Origin of the sequence: Achromobacter sp. JD417 (genome assembly GCF_041879325.1) — a bacterium.
In the GTDB taxonomy this organism is placed as follows: domain Bacteria; phylum Pseudomonadota; class Gammaproteobacteria; order Burkholderiales; family Burkholderiaceae_B; genus Achromobacter; species Achromobacter mucicolens.
In genome coordinates this window covers 2,822,153-2,834,485 of the sequence record NZ_CP087159.1, presented here as the reverse complement: position 1 = coordinate 2,834,485, position 12,333 = coordinate 2,822,153, and the positions used below count along the sequence as shown (strand labels likewise).

The following is a 12,333-nucleotide window of genomic DNA, read 5'->3' as shown; positions in this document are numbered from 1 at the left end:
GTTATGCGCCGGCTCCGAGGCCGGCGGTAGAGGATTCAAGGTGAATGTCGGGCCGCATGTCAGGTCCGCAGGAAGTCTTCGCGGCCGCGCATCCAGCGGGCCAGATGAGCCTGGACGGCGTCTGGATGTTCGGCGCGCAGCCACACGGCGGCATCGCGCGCGTCTTCGGCAATCGCAGCGTCGGTTTCCAGATCCGCAAAGCGCAGGAGCGCCATGCCGGATTGGCGCGTTCCCAGAAATTCGCCGGGACCGCGCTGTTCAAGGTCGCGCCGCGCGATCTCAAAGCCGTCGGATGTCTCGAACATGGCGCGCAGGCGTTCGCGGGCGACCTGGGACAGCGGCGTCTGATAGAGCAATACGCAAACGGACTCGGCCGTGCCGCGCCCCACCCGCCCGCGCAGCTGATGCAGCTGGGCAAGGCCGAATCGCTCGGCGTGTTCGATCACCATCAACGACGCATTGGGCACGTCGACCCCGACTTCGATGACGGTCGTGGCGACCAGCAGATCGATCTCGCCGTCGCGGAAAGCCTGCATCACCGAGGCCTTCTCGGCTTGCGGCAGGCGGCCGTGCACCAGTCCGATCCGCAGATCCGGCAGGTCGGCGCGCATGCCCTCGTAGGTGTCGACGGCGGTCTGCAGTTCAAGGGCCTCGCTTTCCTCGACCAGCGGACAGACCCAATAGGCCTGCTGGCCGCCGCGCGCCGCCTGCGCGATATGGGCGATGACCTCTTCCCGGCGCGCGTCGGAGACCAGCTTGGTCACCACGGGACTGCGTCCGGGCGGCAGTTCGTCGATCACGGACACGTCCAGATCCGCGAAGAACGTCATGGCAAGCGTGCGCGGAATGGGCGTGGCGCTCATGTTGAGCTGATGCGGCACGATGCGGCCGCGCACGGTCTCGCCCTTGCGCGTGAGCGCAAGACGCTGGCCGACGCCGAAGCGATGCTGTTCGTCCACGATGGACAGGCCCAACCGGTGGAATTCGACATGGTCCTGGATCAGCGCCTGCGTGCCGACGACCAGATGCACGCTGCCGTCGGCCGCCGCAGCGGCGGCTTCCCGGCGGGCCTTGGCCGAAAGGCTGCCGCTCAGCCACGCGACATTCACGCCCAGCGGCTGCAGCCAGGACACCAGTTTGCGAAAGTGCTGCTCGGCCAGGATTTCCGTGGGCGCCATCAGCGCCACCTGCGCACCGCCCGCAATGGCCTGCGCGGCCGCGATGGCGGCCACGACGGTCTTGCCGCTGCCCACGTCGCCCTGCAACAGACGGTGCATGGGATACGGCTTGGCAAGGTCCGCCGAGATCTCCTGCACGACGCGCAGCTGCGCGCCGGTCAGCTTGAACGGCAGCGTTTCGTACAACCGGGCGACCAGACCCCCTGCCCCGTTCTGCGCCGGCAGCGACTCGGCTTCCTTGATGCGGCGCGCCGCGCGGGCGGCGGCAAGCGACAGCTGCTGCGCCAGCAGTTCGTCGAACTTGATCCGCCGCCACGCCGGGTGCACGCGATCCAGCAAGGCCTGTTCGGATTCGCCCTGCGCAGGCGTGTGCAAGGCGCGGATGGCGGGCTCGAATGGAGGCAGGTCGTAGCGGGCGCGCGCCTCATCCGGAAGGGTGTCGGACAGGTCCGCGGTATTGAGCGCCTGCGCGATGGCGCGCCGCAAGGCCGGCTGCGGCAATCCTTCAGTGGTGGGGTAGACAGGCGTCAGGGCGGTCGGAAGGGGCGAATCGGCGTTGGTCAGCCGCGGATGCACCATCTCGCGTCCGAACAACCCGCCGCGCACTTCGCCACGGGCGCGCAGCCGCTTGCCGACGGTGACTTGTTTCTGTTGGCTGGGGTAGAAGTTCAGCCAGCGCAATTGCAGTTCGCCGCTATCGTCCGCCAAGGTGGCGGTCAGCTGGCGCCGCGGCCGGTACAGGACCTCGGATTTGGTGATCTCGCCTTCAACCTGGCCGGCAAAGCCCGGGCGAAGCGAACTGATCGGGATGACGCGCGTTTCGTCTTCGTAGCGCAGCGGCAGGTGCAGCACGAAATCCTCGGGCAGCACCAAGCCCAGGTTACGAAGCTTGCGCTCCGTATCCGTCATCGCTTTGCCGGCGCCGTTCTTGTCGGCGCCGGTACGTTTGGAGGCCACGGCTGCGGCCGGCATGTAGGAACGAACCCCTGGTATGAAACGTCCGGGCGCGCCTTACAGGACCATGATCGCTTCGACTTCGAACTGGGCGCCCTTGGGCAGGCTGGCCACGCCGATCGTCGAACGCGCCGGGAACGGCTGCGGGATGATCTCGGCCATGATGGCGTTGGCCGCCGTGAACTTGCCCAGGTCGGTCAGGAACAGCGTGAGCTTGACCACGTTGTCCAGCGTGCCGCCTGCAGCCTTGATGACTTCCTGCATGTTGGCAAACGCCTGACGCACCTGCGCGTCGAAGTTTTCAGAGACCAGGTCGCCGGTGCCGGGCTCCAGGCCGATCTGGCCCGAGAGGTAGACAGTCTTGGTGCCGCTGACGGCAACCGCTTGCGAGTAAGGGCCAACGGCGGCAGGCGCGCTGTCGGTATGGATGATTTGCTTGCTCATGGGCGGAATCCTTCTGGTGACGGATAGAAGCTACAACTATCGAAGTTTAATCAGCAATAGACGTTTGCGAAAGTGGCGGATCGCCGTAAAGATGGCCTAGGTCTGATCCAGCGCACCCGCCGGATGACCGGCGCCGCCGATATCGCCCCGATGCGCGATCAGCAGATCGGCCAACGCTTGCGCGGCCACCGACAGGCTGCGGCCCTTGCGGCGCACCAGGTAAAGCGGCCGCGTCAATGCGCGGCCCGCCAGCGGCACGATACGCAGATCGGCGCTGCGGAAATGAAAAAGCGTCATGGCGGGTACGACCGATACGCCAAGTCCTGCGCGCACCAGGCCCGTGACGGTCGCCAGGTGTTCGACCTCGAAAACCGGCAACGGCGCCTCGGCGCCCAACGCTTCGTCCAGATGTTTGCGCACACTGCTGCCGCGCGCAAGCTGGATGATGGGATGACGCAGCACGTCGCGCAAACGCACGCGCGACTGGCCAGCCAAGGGATGGTCTGCGCGGCACACCAGAAAGTAGCGGTCCGCGTGCAGGAATTCGCTGTCCAGATCCGTCATGTCCGGCCGCCGCGAGGCCACGGCAAAATCGGCCACGCCGCTTTGCACCATGTCCAGGCACGGATCGAGCAAGGCATCGCGCAGATCCAGCACGATGCCCGGGTGATCCTGCTGGAACCGCGCGAGCAGATCGGGCAGCCAACCCGCCGCCAGCGACGGCAGCGCGGCCAGCGTCACCCTGCCACGGCGCCGGTCCGCCAGGTCGCGCAGGTCTCCCATTGCCAGATCCATGTCCGCCAGCAGGCGGCGCGCGGTCGCATCCAGCACACGGCCTTCGGCAGTCAGCTCCACGTGCCGCGTGTTGCGGTCAAAGAGCCGCACGCCGGCGGCGTCTTCCAGCGACCGGATCAGCGCGCTGAACGCGGGCTGCGTCAGGTGGCAGCGCTGCGCGGCGCGCGTGAAGTGCCGTTCATCGGCCAGGGCCACGAAGGCGCGCAATTGGCGGGACGATAGATTCATGGGCTTCTTGTATTAATCGATCCGATTTTTCTATTTTACGGATGATCGCGCCTTGCCTATAGTCGTTCCAACCCTGAACGCGCCTGGACTGCTCATGTCTCAAACTCCCTTGCTCATCGGCTGCGCCTCCGGATTTTCCGGCGACCGCAGCGATGGCGCCGCGGCCGTGGTCCGCACCCTGGCCGCCCAAGGCGGCGGCACGCTGATCTTCGAGACGCTGGCCGAACGCACGCTGGCGCTGGCGCAGTTGGCTCGCAACGACGACCCGAACCGCGGCTATGAACCGCTGCTGGACGAGCTGGTGGGGCCGATCCTGGCCGATTGCCTGCGCCACGGCATCAACATCGTCAGCAATTTCGGCGCGGCCAATCCGCCCGCCGCCGCGCGGCGTATCGCCGAACTGGCGCGCGAACAGGGCATGCCCGTGCCGCGTATCGCCGTCGTGCACGGCGACGCGCTCAATGGCGCCGAACACCGCGATTTGTTGGCGCAGCGCCTGGGTGCGGCGCTGGACGGCCTGGACATCGTCAGCGCCACCGCTTACCTGGGCGCCACCGAGATCGCCGAGGCGCTGGCCGCCGGCGCGCAGATCGTGGTGGCCGGCCGCGTGGCGGACCCTTCGCTGACGCTCGGCCCGGCGCTGGCGCATTTCGGCTGGGATCCGGCCGACTGGCCGCGGCTGGGCCGTGCCACCATGGCGGGCCACATGCTCGAATGCGGGCTGCAGGTGACGGGCGGGTACTTTTGCGTGCCAGGGCTGAAAGAGGTTCCCGACGTGCACGCGGCCGGTTTCCCGATCGCCGAGATCCAGGCCGACGGCGAGTTCGTGATCGGCAAGGCCGACGATACGGGCGGCGCGGTCGATGCGCGCACGGTCAAGGAACAACTGCTTTATGAAGTGCACGATCCGGCGCGCTACCTGACGCCCGACGTGGTGGCTGACCTGAGCCAGGCGCGCGTGGTCGAGCTGGGCGGCAATCGGGTCGCCGTCCATGGCATCACCGGCCATGCGCGGCCGGCGGAACTGAAGGTGAACGTCTGCTATCGCGGCGGCTGGCTGGCCGAAGCGGAAATCTCTTATGCAGGCGTGCAGGCCGAGGCGCGCGCCCGCTTGGCGGCCGACATCGTCCAGAAGCGCCTGGGCGCGGATTTCAAGCTGCGGGCGGACCTGATTGGCGCCATCAGCATCCTGGGCGACGACGCCGGGGAAATGCGCCGCGCGCTTGCCGATAGCCATTCCCGCGACGTGCGGCTGCGGCTGGCCACTGAAAACGCCGACCGCGCGCAAGCCGAACGCGTGCTGCGCGAAGTGACCGCGCTCTACACCTGCGGGCCGGCGGGCGGCGGCGGCGTGCGCACCGCCCTGCGCCCGCGCCTGAACATGATGTCTTGCACCATTCCCCGCGAGGCCGTAAAGAGCGGCTGGACCTTCCTGGAGGAGATCGCGCCATGAACCAGACCCTGCTCGCCGTGCCGCTGTACCGGCTGGCTCACAGCCGCTCCGGGGACAAGGGCGATATCTCGAACCTGAGCCTCATCGCCTGGGACGCCGAATGCTTTGACGTGCTGACCGCGCAAGTGACTGAATCGCGCGTGGCGCAATGGTTCGCCTACCGCCACCCGAAACGCGTGACGCGGTATGCGCTGCCGATGCTCAATGCCATGAACTTTGTGCTGGAGGGTGTGCTGGATGGCGGCGTCAACGACGCGCTGAACCTGGACACCCATGGCAAGAGCCTGTCTTTCAGATTGCTGGACATGACGGTGGAGGTCAGCCCCGAGCTGGCGAGCCGGCTGCCAGACATACCCGGCGACCGTCCCGCGGCCGCCTGATTTCAGTTCCGATAAAAAAACACCACAGGAGACATACATGCGCATCGCTACCAAGGGCCGGCTGGCCCTGCTGCTGGCCGCCGCCCTGCCCTTTTCGGCCATGGCGCAATTTCCCGCCAAGCCCATCACTTTCATCGTGCCGTTCGCGGCCGGCAGCGCGACCGACCAGATCGGCCGGGCCATCGGCCAGGGCGTCACCGAGCAGACCGGACAGGCGGTCGTGATCGAGAACAAGCCCGGCGCCAGCGCCATGATCGGCGCGGCCGCCGGCGCCCGCGCCACGCCCGATGGCTATACCGTGCTCATCACCACCAACACCACGCACGCGGCCAACGAGCACCTGTACAAGTCGCTGACCTACGATCCCGTCAAGGATTTCGCGCCCCTCACACTGCTGGGCAAGGGTGGGCAGATCATGGTGGTCAACCCCAGTTCGTCCGCCAAGACCGTGGGCGACTTCCTGGCGCAGGCCAAGCAGTCGCCGGGCAAGCTGAGCTTTGGCAGCGGCAGCTCCAGCAGCCGCATCGCCGGCGAGCTGTTGCAGCAGATGGCCAATGTGCAACTGCTGCACGTGCCGTATAAGAGCAATCCGCTCGCGGTTACCGACCTGCTGGGCGGCCAGATCGACATGATGATCACCGACACGGCCACGGGTCTGCCGCAGGTCAAGTCCGGCAAGCTTCGTGCGCTGGGCGTCACGGGCAAGGCCCGCTCGCCGCTCGCGCCGGACGTGCCCACCATCGCGGAAGCCGGCGTGCCCGGTTACGAAATGGGCTACTGGTTTGCTGCCTACGCGCCGGCCGGCACGCCGCCCGACGTGGTCAAGCGCCTGAACGAACTGCTGGTCAATGCCACCAAGGCCAAGGCCGCCCAACAGTTCTATGCGCAGACCGGCACGGACGCCGCCAGCTCGTCGCCCGAGGAACTGGCCACGTTCCAGCAAGCCGAGTCCAAGAAGTGGGGCGAGATCATCAAGAAGGCCGGCATTCAGCCCGAATGATTCCCGCCAGGCGCGGCGTTGCCGCTTCACGCCAAAACAAAAACCCATCGCGATGTGCGATGGGTTGTTCGTTGAAGCCGTGAACGGAAGCGGTCTGGCTTATTTGTCCACGAAGGCGCGTTCGACGACGTAGTCGCCCGGCTGGCCCACGCCCGGCGACACGGTGAAGCCGCGGCTGTCGAGCATGGCGCTGATGTCGGCCAGCATGTGCGGGCTGCCGCAGATCATGGCGCGATCGGTTTCGGGGTTGATCTGCGGAATGCCGATGTCAGCGCAGAGCTTGCCGTTTTCAAGGAGTTCGGTGATGCGGCCTTGGTTGCGGAAAGGCTCGCGCGTGACGGTGGGGTAGTACACCAGCTTGTCGCGCACGATATCGCCGAAGAATTCGTTGTTCGGCAGTTCGTTCTCGATGTAGTCGGCGTAGGCCAGCTCGCTGACCCAGCGCACGCCGTGCACCAGAATGACCTTGTCGAAGCGTTCGTAGACGTCCGGGTCTTTGATGATGCTCATGAAGGGAGCCAGGCCGGTGCCGGTGCCGAACAGGAACAGATGCTTGCCGGGCTTGAGGTCGTCGACGACCAGCGTGCCGACGGGCTTGCGGCTGACGAGGATGGTGTCGCCCTCTTTCAGGTGCTGCAGGCGCGAAGTGAGCGGGCCGTTCTGCACCTTGATGCTGAGGAACTCGAGGTTTTCTTCGTAGTTGGCGCTGGCGATGCTGTAGGCCCGCAGCAGCGGCTTGCCTTCGACTTCAAGGCCGATCATCACGAAGTGGCCATTGTGGAACCGCAAGGCCGCGTCACGCGTCGTGGTGAAGGAAAACAGGGTGTCGTTCCAGTGGTGCACGCTAAGTACGCGCTCTGTGTTGAAAGCAGCCATGTCGTATTCAGTAAGGGCGGACGGTGGTCGGACGGGGCCCGGCTGCGCCGCAAAGGTCATTCCGAGCCGCAAAAAAAGGCCGCGGTCGGCATTAGGGTTGTCCCTATTCTACAAGGTCTCGTTGATAACTGCTCTCATTATTCCGTAATACCCTTATTCCAAGTTGACGGGGATCAACGTCTTGCCGGGACGGCTTACGAGCAGTTGAACGGCGCAATGCTTCCTGTTATTGTCGCTCTCTCTTTTGATAATCATTTTCGTTAGCAGACTGCTTTGCGTGGCGGCGCCCCTGAGCGCAGCAGGCGCGCGGCAAAAAATTCGTTTCGGCCCTAGCTGGAGTTCCCCTCATGATCAATCGTCCCCAATTGAATTCGCTGCTGCGCGCGCTCGCGCTGGCTGGCGCCGCCGCCTTCACCGTGTCGGCCAACGCCGCCGAGGAAGTCAGCCTGTACACCACCCGGGAACCCAAGCTGATCCAGCCGCTGCTGGATGCCTTCACCAAGGAAAGCGGCATCAAGGTGAACACCGTCTTCGTCAAGGACGGCCTGCTCGAGCGCGTGAAGGCCGAAGGCGCCAAGTCGCCCGCCGACGTGCTGATGACGGTGGACATCGGCAACCTGCTCGACCTGGTGGACGGCGGCGTGACGCAAGCCGTCAAGTCGGACACCCTCAATTCGGTCATTCCCGCCAACCTGCGCGGCGCCGATGGCAAATGGTATGCCCTGTCGTTGCGCGACCGCGTGCTGTACGTCGAAAAGGACCTGAAGCTCGAAGCCTTCCGCTACGAAGACCTGGCCGACCCCAAGTGGAAGGGCAAGGTCTGCATCCGCTCGGGCCAGCACCCCTACAACACCGCGCTGGTCGCCTCCATGATCGCGCATGACGGCGCCGAAGCCACCGAAAAGTGGCTGCGCGGCGTCAAGGCCAACCTGGCCCGCAAGGCCGCCGGCGGCGACCGCGACGTGGCGCGCGACATCCTGGGCGGCATTTGCGACATCGGCCTGGCCAACGCCTACTACGTCGGCCACATGAAGAACGCCGAGCCCGGCACCGACGCCCGCAAGTGGGGCGACGCCATCAAGGTCATCCGCCCGACGTTCGCCAACGCCAAAAGCGGCGGCACGCACGTGAACGTCAGCGGCGCGGCGGTCGCGGCGCACGCCCCCAACAAGGCCAACGCCGTCAAGCTGCTGGACTTCCTGGTGTCCGAACCCGCCCAGGCCATGTACGCCCAGGCCAATTACGAGTATCCCGTCCGCAAGGGCGTGAAGCTGGACCCGGTGATCGCAAGCTTCGGTGAACTGAAGGTCGATCCCCTGCCCCTGACCGAGATCGCCAAGCATCGCAAGCAAGCCAGCGAACTGGTGGACAAGGTCGGCTTCGATAACTGATAAGCTGCCGCACCGCGCTGCCGGCGTGCGGCGCGTGACCACGGCAACGACACGCGCGTGCTCCTGAACCGGGGCCGCGCGTTGGGCCTGTTCCCGCTTTCCGGGGGGAACAGGCCTTGCCTTTGATGCAACCGACTTTGAAGCATGTATACAGAATCCTTGCCCAGGCCGCTGCGGCTGCGCTGGTCTGAACGCGGAACCGGCTGGCTGGTTGGCGCCGGCCTGATCGCGTTGGCGGTGCTTGCGCCGGTCTTGACGCTGGGCTGGTGGGCGCTGGGCGGCAGCCTTGGGCACTGGCAGCACCTGGCCAGCTATGTGCTGCCGCAGGCGATGGCGAACACGGTGATGCTGCTGGCCGGCGTGGGTATCGTCGTGACGTTGCTGGGCACCGGCGCCGCCTGGCTGGTGACCGCTTATGAATTTCCGACGCGCCGGATGCTGACCTGGGCGCTGTTGCTGCCCCTGGCCGTGCCGACCTACATCATCGCGTTCGCCTACCTTGACCTGCTGCATCCCATCGGACCCATCCAGTCGGCGATCCGCGCCCTGCTGGGCTACGACAGCCCGCGCGAGTTCCGCCTGCCCGATTTGCGCTCCATCTACGGCGCCATCTTCGTGCTGGGCTTCGTGCTGTATCCCTACGTCTACCTGAGCACCCGCGTGATGTTCATGACGCAGGCGGCCGGCCTGCTTGAAGCGGCCCGGACGTTGGGCGCGGGCCGCGTGGCGGTGTTCTGCCGCGTCGCCTTGCCCCTTGCCCGTCCGGCGATCGTGGTGGGCGTGAGCCTGGCGCTGCTCGAAACGCTGAACGATATCGGGGCCTCCGAATTTCTCGGCGTGCAAACGCTGACCGTCTCTGTCTACACCACCTGGGTGACCCGTTCGGACCTGGCCGGCGCGGCGCAGATTGCGCTGACCATGCTGGCGATCGTCATCGGCCTGATCCTGCTGGAACGCCACGGCCGCAAGCGGCAGCGCTATGCCAACACGCAGCGCATGCGTCCGATGCAGCCGCGCCGGCTGCGCGGCGCCGCTGCCGCGGTGGCGGCCGTGCTGGGCTGGATTCCGGTGCTGGTGGGCTTCGCCGCGCCGGCGCTGTATCTGGTCGTGGAAACCTACAAGCGCCTGCATCTGGTGGGCGGCGTCTCGGACCAGTTGATCGGCGGCCTGACCAACACCCTCATCGTCGCGTCCAGCGCCACGGTCGTCACCCTGCTGTGCGGCCTGATCGTTGCGTGGGCGGGCCGCAGCCTGCGCGAAAGCGCCGGGTTCAATCCGGGCCGCGCGTGCGCCCGCGTCGCCAGCCTGGGCTACGCGGTGCCCGGCACCGTGCTGGCCATTGGTCTTCTCACCCCGTTCGTGTGGATCGACACCGCCGTCGCGCGCGTCTTCGGCGGCACAGGCCTGTTCCTGATGGGCTCGATGGGCGCGCTGGTCTGCGCCTATGCCATCCGCTTCCTGGCGATTTCGACCGGGGCGGTGGAAGCCGGGCTGGCGCGCATCCCGCCGTCGCTCGAGCAGGCCTCGCGCCTCCTGGGCGAAACGTCGGCCGGCACCCTGCGCCGCGTCCATTTGCCCCTGCTGCGTCCGGCGCTGGCGGCCAGCGCGCTGCTGGTGTTCGTGGACGCCATGAAGGAACTGCCCGCCACCCTGCTGCTGCGCCCCATGAATTTCGACACCCTTGCCACGTGGCTGTACGCGGAAGCCGCGCGCGGCACGTACGAAGAAGGCGCCGTGGCCGCGCTGGCCATCGTCCTGGCCGGCCTGCTGCCGGTCATCCTGCTGGCGCGCACCAATCTGAAAATGGGACATTGATCATCGTGCCCGATCTGTTAGAAATCGACCATATCTCCCTCGCCTACGAGACGCCCGCGGGCGTCAAGCCGATCGTGCAGGACTTGTCGCTGGGCCTGCCCGCCGGCCACATCGGCTGTCTGCTGGGCGAATCCGGCTGCGGCAAGACCACCGTGCTGCGCGCCATTGCCGGCTTCGAGCCGGTGCGAGCCGGCCGCATCCTGCTCGACGGCACGGTCATCTCATCGCCCACCGAACAGGTTGCGCCCGAGCTGCGCCGCGTGGGCATGATGTTCCAGGACTACGCGCTGTTTCCCCATCTGACCGTCGGCCTGAACGTGGCGTTCGGACTGCGCAAGCTGTCTCGGCAGGATCGCGCCCGCCGCGTCGAGGAAATGCTGGAACTCGTCGGCCTGGCGCATGCCGCCAGCAGCTATCCCCACGAGATCTCCGGCGGCCAGCAGCAACGCGTGGCATTGGCGCGCGCGCTGGCGCCGTCGCCCGACCTGCTGCTGCTGGACGAACCGTTCTCCAACCTGGACGTGGACACGCGCGAGCGCCTGGCCTTCGAGGTGCGCGAGATCCTGAAGACCACGGGTCACACCGCGATCCTGGTCACGCACAACCAGGCCGAAGCCTTCGCCATCGCCGACCGCATCGGGGTGATGGCGAAGGGCCGTATCGCGCAGTGGGACACGCCCTACAACCTGCACCATCACCCGGCCGACGCCTTCGTGCGCGACTTCATCCGCCGCGAGGCGCTTGAAGAGCAGCGCGAACAGGCGCTGGCGCGCGGCCGCTAGCCGCGCCCCCGGCGCCAGCCGTGCCGGGACCGCGCCTGGCGGATCAGTCCGCCGACAGCTTCACCTTCTGCGACAAGGCCTTGAAGGCCTCATGCTGGCTTTGCGTCAGACGCTCGACTTCCTGCGGGGTCGAGCCATAGGGCATGAAGCCGGCCTTCTCAAGCTTGTCCTTGACGTCCGGCATGGCGAGCGCCGCCTGGAAGGCTTCGCTCAACGCGCGCGTCACCTCGGGCGACATGCCGGCCGGCCCATACACCGCAAACCACGGATCCACCACCGCCCCCGAATAGCCCAGTTCGGCCAGCGTCGGCACGTTTGGCAACGCCGGCGCGCGCTTGCTGCCCGTCACCGCCAGCGCGCGGATCTTGCCCGCATTGATGTGCGGGAGCGACGCGGGCAGATTGTCGAACATCACCGGCAGGTGCCCGCCCAGCAGATCGTTCAAGGCCTGGGCGCTGCCCTTGTACGGCACGTGCTGCATGCCTGCCCCGGTCACCTGGTCGAACATCACCCCCGCAAGGTGCATGGACGTGCCCGTGCCGGGCGTGCCGTACGACGTGTTGGGATTTGTCTTGGCGTAGGCCACCAGATCCTTGACGCTGTCCACCTTCACGGACGGCCCCACCTCCAGCACCACGGACGAGGCGCCCAGCATGCTGATTCCCGTGAAATCCTTGGTCGGATCGAACGGCATCTTCGGGTACACGAAGGGATTGAGCGCATTCGTGGAGATCGCGCCAAAGCCGATGACGTAGCCGTCCGGCGCCGCCTTGGCCACGGCATCCATCCCGATGTTGCCACCCGCCCCGGGACGGTTCTCGACGATGACAGGCTGCCCGAGTTTCTCGGCCACCTTCTGTCCCGCCGTGCGCGCGACCAGATCGGTGGTCCCGCCGGCGGTATACGGCACGATGAAGGTGATGGGCTTGGCCGGATAGCCGGCGGCGTGCGCCGGCATGGCGCATTGGATCAACGCCAGCGCGGCCAATCCGCGCAGCGCATGATTGGTATTGCAACGCATGATGTCTCCCTCCCGT

11 protein-coding genes are annotated in these 12,333 nt (G+C 66.6%); 6 read left to right on the top strand and 5 right to left on the bottom strand.

Going from position 1 to position 12,333, the window contains the following annotated elements:
* Positions 1-59: 59 nt before the first annotated feature.
* From recG to LN047_RS13050, 3 genes are all read right to left on the bottom strand, one after another.
* The gene (gene recG / locus LN047_RS13060; RefSeq protein WP_373981955.1) at positions 60-2,150 is read right to left on the bottom strand and encodes an ATP-dependent DNA helicase RecG; all 2,091 of its coding nucleotides are present in this window, start codon (positions 2,148-2,150) and stop codon (positions 60-62) included.
* Between the two features lie 39 nt (positions 2,151-2,189).
* Positions 2,190-2,576, bottom strand: coding sequence for a Rid family detoxifying hydrolase (locus LN047_RS13055; RefSeq protein ID WP_056317538.1), 387 nt, complete (start codon positions 2,574-2,576; stop codon positions 2,190-2,192).
* Between the two features lie 96 nt (positions 2,577-2,672).
* The gene (locus LN047_RS13050) at positions 2,673-3,599 is read right to left on the bottom strand and encodes a LysR family transcriptional regulator (RefSeq protein WP_373981954.1); all 927 of its coding nucleotides are present in this window, start codon (positions 3,597-3,599) and stop codon (positions 2,673-2,675) included.
* A 94-nt stretch (positions 3,600-3,693) separates the two neighbouring features.
* On the opposite strand from LN047_RS13050, the gene LN047_RS13045 reads away from it, so the two are divergent.
* From LN047_RS13045 to LN047_RS13035, 3 genes are read left to right on the top strand one after another with little or no spacing between them, the layout of a single operon-like run.
* Positions 3,694-5,052 carry an acyclic terpene utilization AtuA family protein gene (locus tag LN047_RS13045; RefSeq protein ID WP_373981953.1) on the top strand — a complete coding sequence of 453 codons (1,359 nt, stop codon included), beginning with the start codon at positions 3,694-3,696 and terminating at the stop codon, positions 5,050-5,052.
* Positions 5,049-5,432, top strand: coding sequence for a hypothetical protein (locus LN047_RS13040; protein WP_373981952.1), 384 nt, complete (start codon positions 5,049-5,051; stop codon positions 5,430-5,432). The genes LN047_RS13045 and LN047_RS13040 overlap by 4 nt, the downstream gene beginning before the upstream one ends.
* Before the next feature lie 37 nt (positions 5,433-5,469).
* Positions 5,470-6,432 carry a tripartite tricarboxylate transporter substrate binding protein gene (locus tag LN047_RS13035; RefSeq protein WP_312538498.1) on the top strand — a complete coding sequence of 321 codons (963 nt, stop codon included), beginning with the start codon at positions 5,470-5,472 and terminating at the stop codon, positions 6,430-6,432.
* A 99-nt stretch (positions 6,433-6,531) separates the two neighbouring features.
* Here LN047_RS13035 and LN047_RS13030 read toward each other — a convergent pair whose 3' ends face one another.
* A complete protein-coding gene (locus LN047_RS13030) occupies positions 6,532-7,308 on the bottom strand; it encodes a ferredoxin--NADP reductase (RefSeq protein WP_056317527.1) in 777 nt (258 codons plus the stop codon).
* 347 nt (positions 7,309-7,655) lie between these two features.
* Between LN047_RS13030 and LN047_RS13025 the strand changes: the two genes are divergently transcribed.
* From LN047_RS13025 to LN047_RS13015, 3 genes are all read left to right on the top strand, one after another.
* A complete protein-coding gene (locus LN047_RS13025) occupies positions 7,656-8,699 on the top strand; it encodes a Fe(3+) ABC transporter substrate-binding protein (protein ID WP_062841138.1) in 1,044 nt (347 codons plus the stop codon).
* A 144-nt stretch (positions 8,700-8,843) separates the two neighbouring features.
* Positions 8,844-10,514 carry an iron ABC transporter permease gene (locus tag LN047_RS13020; protein ID WP_279212142.1) on the top strand — a complete coding sequence of 557 codons (1,671 nt, stop codon included), beginning with the start codon at positions 8,844-8,846 and terminating at the stop codon, positions 10,512-10,514.
* 5 nt (positions 10,515-10,519) lie between these two features.
* Positions 10,520-11,296: an ABC transporter ATP-binding protein gene (locus LN047_RS13015; RefSeq protein ID WP_056317520.1), complete on the top strand. Its 777-nt coding sequence runs from the start codon at positions 10,520-10,522 to the stop codon at positions 11,294-11,296.
* 43 nt (positions 11,297-11,339) lie between these two features.
* Here LN047_RS13015 and LN047_RS13010 read toward each other — a convergent pair whose 3' ends face one another.
* Entirely contained in the window at positions 11,340-12,317 is a 978-nt protein-coding gene (locus tag LN047_RS13010) for a Bug family tripartite tricarboxylate transporter substrate binding protein (RefSeq protein WP_373981951.1), read from the bottom strand.
* Positions 12,318-12,333: the final 16 nt, after the last annotated feature.